This window comes from Micromonospora sp. NPDC049580, assembly GCF_040675595.1.
In the GTDB taxonomy this organism is placed as follows: domain Bacteria; phylum Actinomycetota; class Actinomycetes; order Mycobacteriales; family Micromonosporaceae; genus Micromonospora.
On the sequence record NZ_JBFAPG010000100.1, the window covers coordinates 1 to 15851 of the forward strand.

At 73.5% G+C, this 15851-nt stretch carries 13 protein-coding genes; 6 read left to right on the top strand and 7 right to left on the bottom strand.

Annotated elements, in window-relative coordinates; translation table 11 throughout:
* Nucleotides 1-244 precede the first annotated feature (244 nt).
* The gene (locus AB0J68_RS11595; protein ID WP_363938027.1) at nucleotides 245-2680 is read right to left on the bottom strand and encodes a transposase; all 2436 of its coding nucleotides are present in this window, start codon (nucleotides 2678-2680) and stop codon (nucleotides 245-247) included.
* Between the two features lie 39 nt (nucleotides 2681-2719).
* Nucleotides 2720-3691: a DNA primase gene (locus AB0J68_RS11600; protein ID WP_354861590.1), complete on the bottom strand. Its 972-nt coding sequence runs from the start codon at nucleotides 3689-3691 to the stop codon at nucleotides 2720-2722.
* 160 nt (nucleotides 3692-3851) lie between these two features.
* Between AB0J68_RS11600 and AB0J68_RS11605 the strand changes: the two genes are divergently transcribed.
* Nucleotides 3852-4193 (top strand): helix-turn-helix transcriptional regulator, encoded by a 342-nt coding sequence (locus tag AB0J68_RS11605; RefSeq protein WP_363938007.1) that lies wholly within the window; start codon nucleotides 3852-3854, stop codon nucleotides 4191-4193.
* Nucleotides 4194-4208: 15 nt separating this feature from the next.
* Here the strand turns inward: AB0J68_RS11605 and AB0J68_RS11610 are convergent, their stop codons facing one another.
* The 5 genes from AB0J68_RS11610 to AB0J68_RS11630 form a co-directional block, all read right to left on the bottom strand.
* A complete protein-coding gene (locus AB0J68_RS11610) occupies nucleotides 4209-4886 on the bottom strand; it encodes a permease prefix domain 1-containing protein (RefSeq protein WP_363938009.1) in 678 nt (225 codons plus the stop codon).
* Nucleotides 4887-4954: 68 nt separating this feature from the next.
* Nucleotides 4955-6745: a thiol reductant ABC exporter subunit CydC gene (gene cydC, locus AB0J68_RS11615; protein ID WP_363938011.1), complete on the bottom strand. Its 1791-nt coding sequence runs from the start codon at nucleotides 6743-6745 to the stop codon at nucleotides 4955-4957.
* Nucleotides 6742-8418, bottom strand: a complete 1677-nt coding sequence (cydD, locus tag AB0J68_RS11620; RefSeq protein ID WP_363938014.1) for a thiol reductant ABC exporter subunit CydD — start codon at nucleotides 8416-8418, stop codon at nucleotides 6742-6744. The genes cydC and cydD overlap by 4 nt, the downstream gene beginning before the upstream one ends.
* Complete coding sequence (locus AB0J68_RS11625; protein WP_354861582.1) at nucleotides 8415-9422, bottom strand: cytochrome d ubiquinol oxidase subunit II; 1008 nt, start codon at nucleotides 9420-9422, stop codon at nucleotides 8415-8417. Before AB0J68_RS11625 ends, cydD begins: the two co-directional genes overlap by 4 nt.
* 20 nt (nucleotides 9423-9442) lie before the next feature.
* The gene (locus AB0J68_RS11630; RefSeq protein WP_363938016.1) at nucleotides 9443-10696 is read right to left on the bottom strand and encodes a cytochrome ubiquinol oxidase subunit I; all 1254 of its coding nucleotides are present in this window, start codon (nucleotides 10694-10696) and stop codon (nucleotides 9443-9445) included.
* A gap of 222 nt (nucleotides 10697-10918) precedes the next feature.
* On the opposite strand from AB0J68_RS11630, the gene AB0J68_RS11635 reads away from it, so the two are divergent.
* The 5 genes from AB0J68_RS11635 to AB0J68_RS11655 form a co-directional block, all read left to right on the top strand.
* Nucleotides 10919-11302: a hypothetical protein gene (locus tag AB0J68_RS11635; RefSeq protein ID WP_363938018.1), complete on the top strand. Its 384-nt coding sequence runs from the start codon at nucleotides 10919-10921 to the stop codon at nucleotides 11300-11302.
* A 102-nt stretch (nucleotides 11303-11404) separates the two neighbouring features.
* Nucleotides 11405-12214, top strand: a complete 810-nt coding sequence (locus AB0J68_RS11640; RefSeq protein WP_354858361.1) for a metal-dependent hydrolase — start codon at nucleotides 11405-11407, stop codon at nucleotides 12212-12214.
* A complete protein-coding gene (locus tag AB0J68_RS11645; protein WP_363938022.1) occupies nucleotides 12211-13143 on the top strand; it encodes an amidohydrolase family protein in 933 nt (310 codons plus the stop codon). Before AB0J68_RS11640 ends, AB0J68_RS11645 begins: the two co-directional genes overlap by 4 nt.
* Nucleotides 13144-13320: 177 nt before the next feature.
* Nucleotides 13321-14370 (top strand): LacI family DNA-binding transcriptional regulator, encoded by a 1050-nt coding sequence (locus AB0J68_RS11650; RefSeq protein ID WP_355067179.1) that lies wholly within the window; start codon nucleotides 13321-13323, stop codon nucleotides 14368-14370.
* Between the two features lie 86 nt (nucleotides 14371-14456).
* The coding region (locus AB0J68_RS11655; protein WP_363938025.1) for an extracellular solute-binding protein at nucleotides 14457-15851 on the top strand (1395 nt) is incomplete at its 3' end.

Here is a 15851-nt window from a genome sequence, read left to right on the forward strand (position 1 = left end):
GTGGCCCTGGCCGCCACCGGGCGCTGAATGCTGCCCGGGTCGGGTACGGCTCCGCCCAAGAGATCTTGGAAGGTGTCCGGCCCTTCGGGGCGGGTTCCTTCCAGGATCTCTTGCGTTGGCGCGCGGTCGTTCGGGCCGCCCTACCCGCGTGTGCGCGGGCCGGTCTGGTTGGCCCCTGAACGCACTTCCGCCCCCAGCCGGTGTACGGCTGAGGGCGGAAGGAACGCGTACGGGAGAGAGTCGCTCAGGACTGGTAGCCGGCGGAGCGGTACTCGTACTCCCGGTCGTCGTCGCGGTCCCCGTGGTCGCGGCTGAAGTCCCAGCCGCCGGCGGCCTCCCGGCCCGGCCGGCCGCCCACCGCGAACCCGCCGATCTCCTGCCCGCGACGCCAGCCGCGGAAGTAGCCGGTGGTGTTCTCCGCGAGGCTCGCCGCGTCGCGCACTATCCGCAGTGGACGCTCCTCGCGCAGCGGGGAACCCGGGACCAGATTGGCCTGCGGGACGCGCTTCGGCAGCCCGGCGTTGGTCTCGGCGCCCACCGCGGGGCGGGCTGCCTGCTCGGCGGCCTGCCACCCGGTGTCGGCCGTGGTCGACCAGTCCAGGTCGGACTCCTCCTCGGTGTGCCCGACGAACCACGCCGACTTGGCCTGCGCGAAGATCAGCAGATCACCGTCGCCCTCGTCGGCCACCGGCGGCGGCCGGTGCTCGACCGGCGGGGGTCGGTGCTCGACCGGCGGGGGTCGGTGCTCGACCGGGGGAGGCGGCCGGTGCTCGGCGGCCCGCTCGACGCGGGGCGCCTGACGGTTGTTGCGGGCGGCCTGCTCCCGGTCGACCAGCCGCAGCGGCGGCGTCTCCAGGCGGGGATCACCGGGGGGAGGGTTGAGCCCTTCCCGCAGTGCCCGGTCCGCCAGCGGCGGCGGCTCGACCAGCCGCAGCATGGGTGGCTCCTGGGGCAGGTCGTCGGCCAGCCAGGGCGGCGTGACCCGACCGTCGGCCCGGCCCGGATCGGTCGGGGCGTCGACGCGGTTGCCGCCGTACGAGTAGGCGACGGGGTTGTTCGGCGAGCTGTCGGCCGGGTCTTCCGGGTTGTTGACCAGGGGCCAGTTCGCCCGGGAACCCGGGGGCGCCGACTCCTGACCCGGCCGGGGAGCGGGCACCGGGATGCTGAGGTCGGTGGCGCTGAACCCGCCGGTGGGCGGCTCCTCGACCGGCCGCTGCACGTGACTCTGCCGCTCGCCGTTGGTCTTCGGGCGGGGCGGAATGACCGTGCGCTGCCGCTCGGCCCGCGCGTGGTTGATCGCGGCGGTGGTGAGGGTCGGCCGGAACGGCTCGCCCGCCTCGGCCGGCGGCACGGTGCCCCGCTGAGCCGGCGCGATGGGAGTGATCCCCGGCGGCGGGGGCGGCGGCGACGAGACCGGCCGGTTGGTCGGGCCGTCGATTCGGCTCGGGATGGGCTCGGCACGCCCGGGAGGCGCGGACACCGGCGGGCCGGTGACCGCGGCCGGGGCGATCGGCGCGGGTGCGATCGGCGGAGGGGTGACCGGAGCGGGGGCGACCGGCGGCGGCCCGAGCGGGCGCGGCGACGCCAGCGGGGCGCTGCCCGGTGCCGGCTCGGGTCGGCTGCGTCGGCCGGTGACGGGTGTGGGCTCGGCGGCGATCGGGTTCGGTCGGACGGAGCGCAGGCCGGCGCCGGTGCCGGCGAGGCCGGTCAGCTCGCCGACCGACTCGCCACGACGGGCGGCGGCCCGTCGGCCGGGGGCCGGGGCGGGCGTGCTGACCCGGGCGCTGAGCGCGCTGACGAGGGCCTCGCAGCCGGCGTCGCAGGCCCGTACGGAGGCGACGGCCTGCCGGACGGTCTCGGCCACGGCAGAGGTGAGCGCCCGGTTGACGGCGGCGCGGCGCGGCGTCTCCGAGATGGCGACCCGCAGCGCGGTGACCGCCTCGTTGATCTCTTCGGCGTCGGCGACCCCGTCCGCCGCGAGATGCGCGGCGATGGCGTCCGCGGCGACGGACACCTCGCGGCCACGGGCGATGGTGCCGCCGAGCATGCCCGGCTCGGGGAGCGCGTCCAGCACGGCCAGCGACACCGGCTCGGCCGGGTCCGGATAGGCGCGCAGCGCCGCCGGGTAGAGCTCCCGCAGCACCTCGCGCAGGGCCACGGCGGCGGAGTGCCGGCCGCTGGCCAGGGCGGCGTGCGCGGCGAGCACCTGCTTGTAGCCGGCGAGGTCCCGGGGAGCCGGCAGTGTGACGGCGGAGAGCGCGCCGGCCTGCAACGCGCGGGCCAGACCGACGGCCCGGCGCTCGGCCGGCGGCGACTGCATCTCCTCAAGCGAGTCGTCGTCGGCGAACCGCTCGGCGAAGTCGTCCACCGAGTCGTCGTCGGCGATCGCCAGGGGACGACCCGCCGCGCTCAACAGCGAGGTGACCGTGTGGTCGTCGCTGTCGGCGGCGATGGCCGCACCGCTCGGTCCGCCCGACCGCTCCACGAGCAGGGCGACGAGCTGGGCGTAGCCAGCCGCGTCGTCGCCGATCTCGCTGACATGCAGCAGACGGCCTGCGTCGTCGACCACAGCGGACGTCAGCGTCGAACCGGCCGAGGCCGGTCGTTCAGCCGGATCCGCCGAGGCCAGACCGCAGTACACGCGCACGAGCGCCACGGCGTCGTCCTCCTCCCGGGACAGGTCTTCCTACTGCCAGCAACTGATGCTCCCCGGTACGGGTCAGTCGCGCCAGTCCACCACCGCAGAGATCTTGCCGACAATGGTGCGCCAACCCAAACTCGCGGTCTGTGCCCCGATCTTCTTCAACCGTCGCCGGCCCATGAAGGCGCCGATCCCGCCGTTGGCCGTGGCCCGCAGAGCCTCGTCCAGGTCGTCGAGGCTGGAGCCGGCGGAGAGCATGTCCAGAACCGCAGGCAGGCGCAACGCGTACGACAGGTCGCGGGCGACCTCGCCGGCCTCGATCAGCAGGGTCGAATCCCAGCTGTCGTGACCGCCGCGCAGGTTCTCCACGACGAGGTCGAGTTCGTAGGTGTCCTCGTCGAGCGGCGCGATGTCGGCCGGCTCCACCCGTTCGGCCAATTCATTCCAGCTGTCCAGTTGGGACAGATCGTTGGGTGCGCCGGAGCGGATGAAGCTGACAAGCGATTCGGGGGTCTTGAACAGCAGCAGCTTGCCCCGGTGGCTGAGGAAGACCGGCACCTCCTCGTCGTCCGCCTCGTCGGCGACGTCCTCGGCTTCGGCCTCGTCGTCGTCCGCGGTCGCGTCGGCGTCCGTGGCGCTGTCGCGGCGACGGCGGGACGGCTCGTCCTCGTCGCTGTCGGCGAACTCCTCGGCCAGCTCCTCGTCGAGGATGACGACGCTCTCGTCGTCCTCCTCCTCGATCACCTGCCGGCGGGCGAGGAACGGGTCGTCCTGGTCGCGCTCGGTCACGTCGGTCGGGGTCAGTGACCCGGCCGGCCGGTACGCCCGCAGCGTGAAGCCGGTGCCGGCGGGCAGGGCGATCTCCACCGGGTCGATCCGCAGCTCGTCCCAGAGCGACCGGTCGGCCGACGCGCGGGTGGTGTCGTCGGCCTCGTCGGCCTCGTCTGGCTCGGCCGGGCCGGTGGTGTCGTCGAGCTCGGGCTCGTCGGCGTCGGGCCGTTGGGGCGACTGGCGGGCCACGCTGACCTCCGTGTGCTTCGGGTTGCCCACCCGCCGGCGTCTCCGGCCGGCGAGTGACTCTGGGCACATACCCTAGTCGGCGGCTCGGGAAGCCCGGAGCCCGCACCCCGGTGGCCGGCCGAGAAACGTCTCGGGCCTGCGCGGGCGCGACGGTGGCGATCGGGGCGTTCGACAAGTAGCGTAACTACACATGAAGGCCCAGGCGCTGCACGGCCATCTCGACGCCCTTCTGCTCGCCGTTCTCGAACAGGGCGCGCTGCACGGGTACGCCATCATCGAGTCCCTGCGGGCGCGCAGTGACGGCAATCTCGACCTGCCCACCGGCACGATCTATCCGGCGCTGCGCCGGCTGGAGCGCGCCGGTCACGTGGCGAGCACCTGGAGCACGGTCAACGGTCGGGAGCGGCGGACCTACCAGCTCACCGACTCCGGCCGCCGCGCGTTGGCGGGCGAGCGCGCCGGATGGCAGGAGTTCCGCGTGACGGTCGGCCGGTTCCTCGACCCCGGCAGCCCGCCCGGCACCCCCGCCTGAGCGCTGGACGCCCGCTCAGCGGGAAGCGGCGGCCCGCAGCCAGCCGCGCGCGGCCCGGGTCAGGGAGAAGTACGCCGCACCCACCACCACCATGCCGACGATCATCGGCGGCCACGTCAGCGCCGCGTCCCACAGATCGATCGACCAGACGAAGAGAGACCCGCCGGCCACGATGCCGAGGACCAGCGTGCCGGTCAGGGCGGCGCCCACCGCGCGCTGCGCCGCCGCCAGGCCCGGTCGCGACGACCGGGCGCTCGCCCAGACCACCAGCAGGCCGGTCACGGCCAGCAGCAGCGCGCCGAGCCAGATCCAGTCGACCGAGGCGGACAGCAGCCGGTAGAGCGCCGGCGGCTGCGGACCCGCACTCCAGCTCGACCCGCGCCACGTCAGGTCGCCGGCGGCCACCAGAACCCCGGCCACGGCCAGCATCCGCAGGGACAGGCCGCGCAGGGCGGCCACCGCCAGCTCCGCCTGCCAGGAGGGCAGCAACTGCGCCGGTGAGCCGAACTCGGCCACCGCCCGCAGCTGCGCCTCCGTGGGCGGCACACCACTCTCGCGGTACGCGTCGACGGCGTCCAGCAGGTCGTGCCGCGCCTCGGTGAGCAGGTCGGACTTCAGCCGCGCCGGCCCCTGAAGCCGGGACTCCAGCGCCCGCAGGTGCTCCTCGACCAGGAAGTCCTCAGCATGCCGCATGGCACCACCCTGCCACGGACGCGAGCGCCCTCACGTCGGGGAGAACCCTGGTCCGTCCCCGAAGCGGGTCAGGGAGCGAGGGCCAGGTACCCGCGCTCGGCGGCTGCCTGGAGCAGCCACTGGTCCCGGTACCAGCCGGGGGTCGCGACCAACTCGGCGTGCCGGCCGCGCTGGATCACCCGGCCGCCGTCGAGGACGACGATCTCGTCGAGGTCGGCCAGCCCGCTGAGCCGGTGGCTGATCAGCAGGACCGAGTGCCCGGCGGGGGTTCCCGCGAGGGCGGAGGCGAGCACCGCGTCGGCGGCGGCCAGGTCCAGCCCCTCGGTGGGCTCGTCGAGCACCAGCACCGGTGGCGCGGCGAGCAGGGCCCGAGCGAGCGCGAGCCGTTGCCGCTGGCCGCCGGAGAGCTGGCCGCCCTCCTCGCCGACCAGGGTGTCCCAGCCGGCCGGCTGGGCGCGTACCCAGTCCAGCAGGCCGGCGGCCGTCATGGCGGCGGTCAGCTCGTCCTCGTCGGCCCCAGCCCGCCCGAGCAGCAGGTTCTCCCGGACCGTGGCATGGAAGACGTACGCCTCGGCGAGCAGCCCGCCGACGCTGCGGGGCAGCTCCTCCTCGGCGTACGTCCCCAGGTCGCGGCCGGCCAGGGTGACCTGGCCGGAGGTGGGCCGGACCGCCCCGGTCAGCACGGCGGCCAGGGTGCTCTTGCCGGCGCCGCTCGGGCCGACGACGGCGATGCGCCGGCCGGCGGGCAGGTCCAGGCTCACCCGGTCCAACGCGGGTGCGGCACCGGTGCGGTACCGCACGCTCACCTCGTCGAAGCGCAGGTCGTGCGGCTCGGCCAGGTCGGTCACTCGGGGAGCGGGCGGGGCACTGGGCGTGTCGACGTCGAGGAGGGCGGCCACCCGGGCCAGGCCGGGCCGCAGCTGGGTCCACTGCCGGGCGGCCGAGACCAGGGCCAGCGCCACCTCCACGGCGGCCAGGGTGCCGACGGCCAGCACCCCGACCAGGACGCCCGGCACGTCGGAGGCCAGCGCGACCAGCACCACCGCGGCGGCGGTCAGTCCGGCGGTCAACACCCCTGCGGCGTCCACCGCGAAGCCGGTGGCGGCCAGCCGGCGTTCCAGGCGGGCGAGCCGGCCGGCCCGCTGCTCGGCGGCGCGCAGCGCGGCGTCGGTCGCCCCGAACGCGGCCAGGTCGGCGGCGCCGTGGGTGAGGTCGACGGCGTCGGTGGCCAGCGCGCCGCGCAGCGGTGCCACGTCGGCCGCGCTGCGCCGGGTGACCGCGGTGGCCAGCGCCGGTAGCGCCACACCGGCGACCACCAGCCCGAGCGCGAGCACACCGGCGGCCGGCGGCGAGATCAGCGCCGCCCCGGCCACCGCCAGCACCCCGACCAGGGCCGCCGCCGAGCCGGGCACCAGCACCCGCAGCAGCAGATCCTGGACCGCCTCGACGTCGGACACCAGCCGGCTCAGGACGTCCCCCGAGCGGTGTCGAGTGTCGCGGCGGGCCGTGAGGGTGGCGAAGACCCGGGCCCGTACGTCGGTGATCATGCGGAGGACCGCGTCGTGCCCGGCGAGCCGTTCGGTGTAGCGGAACACGCCCCGGCTGATCGCCAGCGCCCGGACCGCGACGATCGCCACGGTGAGCCGGTCCAGCGGAGGCCGCCCGGCGGCGCTCATCAGCAGCCACGTCGCGGTGGCCATCAGGGCGATCCCGGCGAACTCGGTGGCGGCGGCGAGCAGCCCGGCGCCGGCCAGTCGACCCAGGTACGGGCGGGCCAGCCGCAGCACCGCGCGCTCGGCGCCGGCCCGCCCGGCCGATGTCACCCCAGCCGCGACCTCCGGCCCGTGTTCCGTGCTCATCGGGCCGCCTTTCCGATCGGTTCGGGCGTCAGCTCGGTGACCCGGCCGTCCTCGATGCGCAGGACCCGGTCGGCGTCGGTCAGCAGCGCCGGCCGGTGCGCCACCAGCAGCGCCGTCCGTCCGGCGACCAGCCGGCGGGTGGCGTCCAGCACCACCGCCTCGGCGGCCGTGTCCAGCCGCGCCGTGGGCTCGTCGAGCAGCACCACCGGGGCGTCGCGCAGGAACGCCCGGGCCAGTGCGACCCGCTGCCGCTGGCCGCTGGACAGGCCGTGCCCGCGCTCGCCGAGCAGCGTGTCCAGCCCCTCGGGCAGGCCGGCCACCACGTCGTCGAGGGCCGCGGCGCGCACCGCGGCGGCGAGCGCCTCGGGCGGGGTGTCCGGTGCGCCGAGCCGGATGTTGTCGGCCAGCGAGGTGGCGAAGAGGTGGGCGCGCTGCGGCACCCAGGCGAGCTGCCGACGCCAGGCGTCCGGGTCGGCGGTGGCGAGGTCGACGCCGTCGACGGTGATCCGGCCGCTGGTCGGGGTCACGAAGCCGAGCAGCAGACCGAGCAGGGTGCTCTTGCCGGCGCCGCTGGGCCCGATGATGGCGATCCGTTCGCCGGGTCGGACGGTCAGGGTCACGTCGCGCAGCGCGGTGGTCCGCTCGTACGCCACGGTCACGGCCTCGAACCGGATCTCACCGCGACCGTCCGGGATGGTCGCGCCCTCGGCGGCGCGGGGGGTGGCGGGCGCGGCCGAGACGGTGAGCGCCTCGTCCAGCGCGGTGAGCCCCTCCATGCTGGCGTGGAAGCGGCTGCCGGCGGCCCGCAGCGGCAGGTACGCCTCGGGGGTGAGCAGCAGCACCAGCAGCGCGGTGTGCAGGGCCAGCCCGCCGCCGAGCAGCCGGATGCCGACCGGCACCGCGACCAGGGCCACCGAGAGAGTGGCGACCAGCTCCAGCGCCAGCGCCGAGAGGAACGCGATCCGCAGCGTCTTCATGGTGGCGACCCGGTGCCCGTCGGCCATCCGGCGGACCACCTCGGTCTGCGCCCGGGCCCGGCCGAACGCGCGCAGGGTGGGCAGCCCGGCCACCATGTCCAGGAAGTGTCCGCCCAGCAGGGCCAGCCGACGCCACTGCCGCTCGGTGGCGGCCTGCGCCTGCCAGCCGAGGAGCGCGCCGAAGACCGGGATCAGCGGCAGCGTCAACGCGATGATCAGCGCCGAGCTCCAGTCGGCGACGACGATCCGGGCCAGCACGGCCACGGGCACCGTCACGCTGAGCACCAACTGCGGCAGATACCCGGTGAAGTAGGCGTCCAGCGCGTCCAGCCCACGCCCGGCCAGGGTGGCCAGCTCGCCGGCCCGCTGCCCCGCCACCCAGCCCGGCCCGTGCCGCCCCACCGCGCCGAGCAGGTCGGCCCGCAGCGTGGCCTTGACCGTGGCGGCGACCCGCGCGGAGACCGTGCCCTGTGCCCAGACCAGCGCCGACCGGGCGGCGACCGCGACCACGAGACCCGCCAGCGCCGGCCGGTTGAGCCGCCCGTCAAAGGCGGTGGCCAGCACCGCCGCCAGCGCGGTGGCCTGCGCGACGATCAACGCGGCGGCGAGCACGCCGAGGAGCGCGAGCACGGCAAGATCGCGCCGGGCCGCGGGGACCCGACGCAGCAGACGCGGGTCGAAGGGACGGCGGTTCACCAGTACACCGGTGCCCTGCCGTCGGTCCGTCCCCGGAAAACCCACCAGCACATCGCCTGGAAGCCTAGTAGGGCCGGCAGCAGCGGCAGCGCCACCCAGCCAAGCAGCCGCAGCGTCGGCGCGCTGGCGGCCGCGTCGGCCACCGTCAGCGAGGCGCCCGGGTCGGTCGTGGACACCAGCACGTAGGGCCAGAGAGCCGCGCCGACCAGCGCCACCGGCAGCGCCATTGCCGCGCCGGTGGCGATCAGGGCCCACCCGGGCCGCCGCCGCGCCAGCGCCGCGCGGGCCGCCAGCAGCGCCGCCACCAGCAACACCGGCAGGAGTACGGCCACCGCCGGTCGCCCGACGGCGTCGCGTACCCGCCAGGAGAGCAGGCCCACGACGGTGGCCACGGCGACCGCGCAGAGCGCCACCGGCACCAGCCGGCGGGCCGTGCGCCCGGCCACGGCGGCGGCGTCGGCCGGCAGTCGCAGCGTGAGGAAGGTCGCACCGTGCACCGCGGCCAGGGCGACCATGGTCAGCCCGGCCGTCGCCGCGAACGGGGTGGCCAGGTGCGACACCCCGGCGACGTGCCCGTCGGCCTGGCGGGGCACGCCCTGCAACAGCGCGGCCAGCACCACGCCCCAGCCCAGCGCGGCGAGCGCGCTGCCGACCACGATGACCCGGTCCCAGCGGGCGCGGACCCGCTCGTCGCTCGGCCGGCTGCGCAGTTGCACCCCGGCGGTGACCAGGATGACGCCGACCAGCGCGCCGGCGAACGCCGGGTAGCAGCCGGCGAGCAGCTCACCCTCCAGCACCGGGAAGGCGCCGAACAGGATGCCCACGGCGGCGACCAGCCAGACCTCGTTGCCGAGGAAGAACGGGCCGAGGGCGGTGAGCGCGGCCCGCCGCCCGGCCGGGGCGCCGCCCCGGGCGAGCAGCAACCCGACGCCGTAGTCGTAACCGGCGAGCACGAGGTAGCAGGCGAAGAAGAGGCCGAGAAGGACGTACCAGGCGAGATCCACGGGTGAGTCTCCTCAGTCGCTCAGGCGAGGGCGGGTTCGGGGTGGGCCGGCTCGCCGGGCACTGCCGGTGGGCGGCCGAGAGCCGGGTCGGTCGCGCCGCGTCCCGCGTGCCGGGCGAGCAGCACCCAGTTGGTGACGGCGAGGGTGCCCAGCAGCAGGCTGAAGCCGATCAGCGAGGCGAGCATCACCGGCGTGCCGACGGGGGAGACCGCCTGCTCGGTGGGGAGCAGGCCGTACGCCACCCAGGGCTGGCGGCCGACCTCGCGGGCGATCCAGCCGAGGATCACCGCGACGAACGGCAACGGCACGGCGAGCAGGATGAGCCAGAGCGGGAAACGCAGCCGGATGATCCAGTCCCGGTAGAGCAGGGGCAGCAGGAACCACACGCAGCCGAGGGTGAAGCCGACCAGGATCATGAAGCCCAGCCCGACGCTGGCCAGGACCGGCGGGGTGTAGTCGCCGGGCCCGAACCGCGTGGTCCACTCGCCGATCAGCGCCTGCGCCTCGGGGCTGTCCGCGCCGAACTTGGTCGGCTGCACCGCGCCGACCGGGCCGAACTGGGCGAAGCCGAAGCCCTGCACCATCGTGATCGCCAGTGCCGCCGTGACCAGGCCGATGCGCAGCGAGGTGCGGAAGAGCGCGAAGTCGGGCGTACGCCGGATCAGGTGCCAGGCGCTGACGGCCGCCATCAGCATCCCGCCGACCAGGAGCGCCGCGGAGACCACGTGCCCGAACGCCATGCCGAGGGTGGGGTTGGTGAGCAGCGCGCCGAAGTCGGTGAGGTGGGCGATCCCGTCGCGGACCTCGTACCCGACCGGGTGTTGCAGCCAGGAGTTGGCCACCATGATCCAGAACGCCGAGGCGTACGCGGTGAGCGCCACGCCCCACAGCAGCGCGAGGTGGACGCCCTTGCCGAGCCGGTGCCAACCGAAGATCCACATCCCGAGGAACGTGGACTCCAGGAAGAAGGCCACCAGCGTCTCGATCGCCAGCGGCGCGCCGAAGACGTTGCCGACGTAGCGCGACAGGCCGCTCCAGTTCAGCCCGAACTGGAACTCCATCACGATGCCCGTGGCGATGCCGAGCACGTAGTTGATCACGTAGAGCTGGCCCCAGAACCGGGTCAGTCGCTCCCACTTCGGGTTGCCGGTGAGCACCCAGGCGGTCTGCATCCCGACCAGCAGCGTGACCAGCCCGAGCGTGACGACCACGAACAGGAAGTGGATCGACGTGGTGGTGGCGAACTGCAGGCGGGCGAGGAGCAGCGTGTCCATGGCCGGCTCTCCCTAGCTGTTGGCTCCCTTGTCGTAGCAACCCTACACGTAGCCTGGCTACATAAAACTACTACGCTTCGTCGTAGACAATGCTACGACGAGGCGTAGTAGGTGTGGTTGTCGGGAGGGGTGCGGCGACGCATCGCCAGACGGGGCCACTCGCCCGCCCACCCTCGTTGCGGCGCCTTTGCTCTGCTTCCCGGCTTTCGCATCGCAGCACCGGTGGCCTGGGCACGCTGGACCGAAGGAGCGGTGACCTGCTTCCGGGAGCCCAGCGGGGCCCGGGTGCTCAGCGTCGAGGCGGGGCCGCCGCAGGTCGATCCGGTGGCGCACTGGAAGGCCGAGGAGAAGCGGCTCGTCGCCGGTGGCGCGCTGCCGGGCTACCGCAAGGTGGACATCTCGGCGCTCGACGTCTTCGACGGCGGGGCCCTCTGGGAGTGCAGTTGGGAGAACGCCGCCGGTGAGCGGGTGCACAGCATCCGGCTGCTCGCCAACACCTCGGCCGGGCGCGCCTACACCGTCTCGTGGTTGACAAAAGAGTTCGACTGGCAGGTCAACGCGGCATACTTCGTGATGATCCGGCAGAGCTTCACGCCCACCCTCTGACACTGTCCGATGTGGACCGCGCGACTGACGCCCCTGCGACACCGGCGCTGGCTACAGTGGCGTAGTTTTGGCGCTCAAGATCCCTGGGGAGGGTGAGCCGAGATGATGGGACCGTCGCACGCGCTGTCCGGCGCGGCGGTATGGCTGGCCGGGTCCTGGGCGCTGGACCAGTTCGCCGACTACCACCAGTCGCCGCTGGCGCTGGCGGTGGGCACGGCGGTGTGCGCGGGCGGAGCGCTCTTTCCCGACCTCGACCTGTCCGGCAAGGTGACCCGCAACCAGGGTGGCGCCACCGTCGCCCGTACGTTCGGGGTCTTCTCGCTCTTCGTCGCCGAGGTGATGGAGAAGATCTCGCTCGGTGTCTACTACGCGACGAAGCTCAGCAAGGATCCGCGTCGCAACAACGGGCACCGGACGCTCACCCACACGCTTCCGTTCACGCTGCTGGTCGGCTGGGGCACCACCGCCCTCTGCGCCGCGTACGGCAAGTGGGCGGTGATCACGATCCTGTTCTTCATGTTCGGTCTCGCCCTGCGCGGGCTCTTCGACGAGTGGGCCGAACGGGCCGGCTGGGTGATCGTGACGCTCGCGTCGGCCGGCGCGGCCTGGTTCACCTTCGCCAACCTGCCGGGTGGGCGGGGCTACCCCCTGATCGGCACGGCCGTCGGGGTGGGCTGCTTCGTGCACATCCTCGGCGACATGATCACCAGAGCTGGGGTGCCGATCCTCTGGCCGATCCCGATCCGCCGACGCATGTGGACGATGATCGGCCTGCCCAACAGCATCGCGCTGCGGACCGGCAGCAAGACCGAGGTGGTCGTGCTGCGCGCCGTGCTGACCGTGGTCTCGGTGCTCGCCACTGCCGGCCTGATCGCGCCATCGGTGCTGCAACGGTTCAACATCGACGTATGACCCACGCCGCCCCCGCGTCACCCCCGGCGGAGAGCCCGCCGCCACCGCCGGCCGAGGACGCGCGGGTGCCGGAGTTCTGGCGCGCGCTGGGGCTTCCCGGGCTGGCGGACGTGCACGTGCACTTCCTGCCGCCGAGGCTGCTGCGCCGCGTGTGGGAGTACTTCGACGCCGCCGGGCCGCTGGTCGGCACCGAGTGGCCGATCCGCTACCGGTGGAGCGACGCGGACCGCGTCGCCCACCTGCGCCACCTCGGGGTACGGGCGTTCAGCGCGCTGGCGTACCCCCATCGACCGGGCATGGCGGCGGACCTCAACCGCTGGACGCTGCAGTTCGCTCGGGACACCCCGGGCTGCCTGCCCTCGGCGACCTTCTTCCCCGAGCCCGGCGCCGCCGCGTACGTCGAGGCCGCGCTGGCCGACGGAGCCCGGCTGTTCAAGGTGCACGTGCAGGTCGGCGGCTTCTCCCCCACCGACCCGGCACTGGACGAGGTGTGGGGGACGCTGACCGACGCCGAGGTGCCGGTGGTTGTGCACGCCGGGCACGCCCCGGTGGGGACGACACACACCGGGCCCGCCCCGTTCGCCGACCTGCTCGCCCGGCACCCCCGGCTGACCGCAGTGGTGGCGCACCTCGGCGCGCCGGACTACCGGGCCTTCCTCGACCTCGCCGAGGCGTACGAGCGGGTCCGGCTGGACACCACCATGGCGTTCACGCCGTTCTTCGACCGGTTCGTGCCCTTTCCCGCCGACGAGTTGCCCCGGCTGCGCGACCTGGGCCTCGCCGGCAAGGTGCTGCTGGGCAGCGACTTCCCCAACATCCCCTACCCGTACGCCGACCAGCTGACCGGGCTGGCCCGGCTGGACCTCGGTGACGACTGGCTACGCGCGGTCTGCTGGAACAACGCCGCCACCCTGTTCGACCTGCCGTAAAGCGCCCCAGCCGGGGCCGCCCCAGCCGGGTCGGTGGGCCCGACTTGTTTTCGACATCGGCTATTGACGTCGCCGTAACAGGTGGCCTAGCGTCTGTCGAAACGCTTCGTCGAAACGCTTCGACGATCATTCGGGAGCGATCCCACGCCGGGCCGGAGGAGGTGCGCGGTGGCCACGATGCACGACGTCGCCCGCCTTGCGCAGGTCTCGGTCAGCACCGTGTCGTACGTGCTCACCGGCACCCGGCCGATCTCCCAGGCCACCCGGGACAAGGTGCTCGCCGCGATGGCCGAGCTCGACTACCAGCCCAACGCCATGGCCCGCGGGCTGGCCAGCCGGCGCAGCCGCATCCTGGGCCTGCTGATGCCGATGGACGAGCGCGGCCTGGGCGCGACCGAGACCGCGTTCGTCACCGGCGCCGCCGCCGCGGCCAGCGCCGTCGGCTATCACCTGGTGCTCTCGCCGGTCGGCGGCGGCAACCTCGACGACCTGCGGCGGCTGGCCAGCCAGCGGATGCTCGACGGCGTCGTGCTGATGGAGGTGCAGCTCGCCGACGAGCGGGTCACCGTGCTCCAGGAGGCGGGCGTGCCGTTGGTGCTGATCGGGCGCACCGGCGACACCACCGGGCTCTCCTACGTCGACATCGACTTCGAGCAGACCGTGCGGGAGGCCGTCGCGCACCTGGTCGGCCTGGGACACCGCCACATCGTCTACGTCAACCACTCGGCCGCCACGCTCGCCAGCGGCTACGGTCCCGCGTTACGCACCCGGGACGCGTTCGTCACGGCGATGACCGGGCACGGCCTGGAGCCGGTCATGATTCCGGCCGAGGACAGCGCGGCTGGTGGGCGGGCCGCCCTGGCCGCCGCGTTCGCGCGGACGCCGGAGCTGACCGCCGTGCTGGCGATGAACGAGACCGCGATCTTCGGCATCCTCGGCGAGCTGACCGGACGGGGGCTGTCGGTCCCCGACGACGTCTCGGTCGTCTCGATGGTCACCTCGCCACAGGTCGCCGAGTTGGCCACCCCGGCGCTGACCGCGATGACGTCGCCCGGGTCGACCCTCGGCCGGATCGCGATCGAGGCGCTGGTGCGCCACCTGGACGGGCCCGGCCACGAGCGCCACCAGCAACTGCTGCCGTGCGCGCTGGAGATCCGGGGATCGACCGCCGGGCCACGTCGGCCGGCACGAGTCACCACTGAACCGTCCCCGACGGGCGGGGGCTGACCAGCGAAAACGGCCCGCCGCCGCGCGGCAACGCGACGACGGACCCAGTGAAGTACCGGGCTCGATACTCAACGAGGAGGATAGCAATGCAGCGATTCCGCCGGATCGTCGCGGCGATCGCCCTGGCGGCGACCGCGACGACCACCGTGGCCGCGTGCGGCGGCGGCGAGAGCGAGGACGACAGCGGGGCCAAGACCCTCAAGCTCTGGCACTACGAGAGCGAGAACAGCGCGATGGGGGTCGGCTGGAACCGGGCGATCGAGATCTTCAAGGCCGAGCACCCGGGCGTCGAGGTGCGCTTCGAGCGCAAGGCGTTCGAGCAGATCCAGCAGAACGCCGGCATGATCATCAACTCGTCCGAGGGCCCGGACATCATGGAGTACAACAAGGGCAACGCGACGGCCGGCCTGCTGTCGTCGCAGGGTCTGCTCACCGATCTGAGCGCCGAGGCCGACAAGCGCGGCTGGGCCGGCAAGCTCAGCCCCAGCCTGCAGACCACCGCGCGGTACAGCGACAAGGGCGTGATGGGGTCGGGCAACTGGTTCGGCGTGCCGAACTACGGCGAGTACGTCACGGTCTACTACAACAAGGACCTGTTCGACCGCAACGGCGTCAAGGTGCCGACCAGCATGGCCGAGATGACCGCCGCGATGGACACCTTCGTCGGCAAGGGCGTCACGCCGCTGGGCATGGCCGGCGCGGAATACCCGGCCGGGCAGCTCTTCTACCAGTTGGCGCTCTCCAAGGCCGACCGGCAGTTCGTCGACAACTACCAGCTCTACAAGAACCCGGTCGACTTCAAGGCCGACCCGCTGAAGTACGGCGCGGACACCTTCGCCGAGTGGGTGCGCAAGGGCTACGTGGCCAAGAACTCGGCGAGCCTCAAGGCCGAGGACATGGGCACCGCGTTCATCGCCGGCAAGACCCCGATGATCGTCTCGGGCAGCTGGTGGTACGGCCGGTTCAAGACCGAGATGAAGGCCAACTGGGACACGTTCCTCTTCCCCGGCAACACCCTCAACGCCGGCTCGTCGGGCAACATCTGGGTGGTCCCGTCGAACAGCAAGGCCAAGAGCCTGGCGTACGACTTCATCGACATCACCCTGCGTCCGGAGATCCAGGACCTGATCGGCAACAACGGTGGCGTCCCGGTCGCCGCTGACGCGTCGAAGATCAGCGACCCGAAGGACCGCAAGCTGATCGAGGACTTCAACACGGTCAGCAAGCAGGACGGCCTGGCCTTCTACCCGGACTGGCCGGTGCCCGGCTACTACGACGTGCTGGTCGGTGGCTTCCAGGGCCTGATCAACGGGTCGAAGTCCCCCGACCAGGTGCTCGACACGATCGCCAAGCCGTACGCCGATGGCGTCAAGGAGATCACCGGCTCGACCACCACCAGGGCCGTCGACGCCGCCTCGAACGGCACGATCACCACCAGCGGCGCCAGGAACATCGCCAGCAGGAAGAGGACGCCGGTGACC

What these genes read in the sequence shown, in the direction of transcription:
- AB0J68_RS11610 (WP_363938009.1), bottom strand. Translation starts at nt 4,886, where the DNA reads ATGCGGCATGCTGAGGACTTCCTGGTCGAGGAGCACCTGCGGGCGCTG.
- AB0J68_RS11630 (WP_363938016.1), bottom strand. Translation starts at nt 10,696, where the DNA reads ATGGACACGCTGCTCCTCGCCCGCCTGCAGTTCGCCACCACCACGTCG.
- AB0J68_RS11640 (WP_354858361.1), top strand. Translation starts at nt 11,405, where the DNA reads ATGATGGGACCGTCGCACGCGCTGTCCGGCGCGGCGGTATGGCTGGCC.
- cydC (WP_363938011.1), bottom strand. Translation starts at nt 6,745, where the DNA reads ATGAGCACGGAACACGGGCCGGAGGTCGCGGCTGGGGTGACATCGGCC.
- AB0J68_RS11605 (WP_363938007.1), top strand. Translation starts at nt 3,852, where the DNA reads ATGAAGGCCCAGGCGCTGCACGGCCATCTCGACGCCCTTCTGCTCGCC.
- AB0J68_RS11650 (WP_355067179.1), top strand. Translation starts at nt 13,321, where the DNA reads ATGCACGACGTCGCCCGCCTTGCGCAGGTCTCGGTCAGCACCGTGTCG.
- AB0J68_RS11645 (WP_363938022.1), top strand. Translation starts at nt 12,211, where the DNA reads ATGACCCACGCCGCCCCCGCGTCACCCCCGGCGGAGAGCCCGCCGCCA.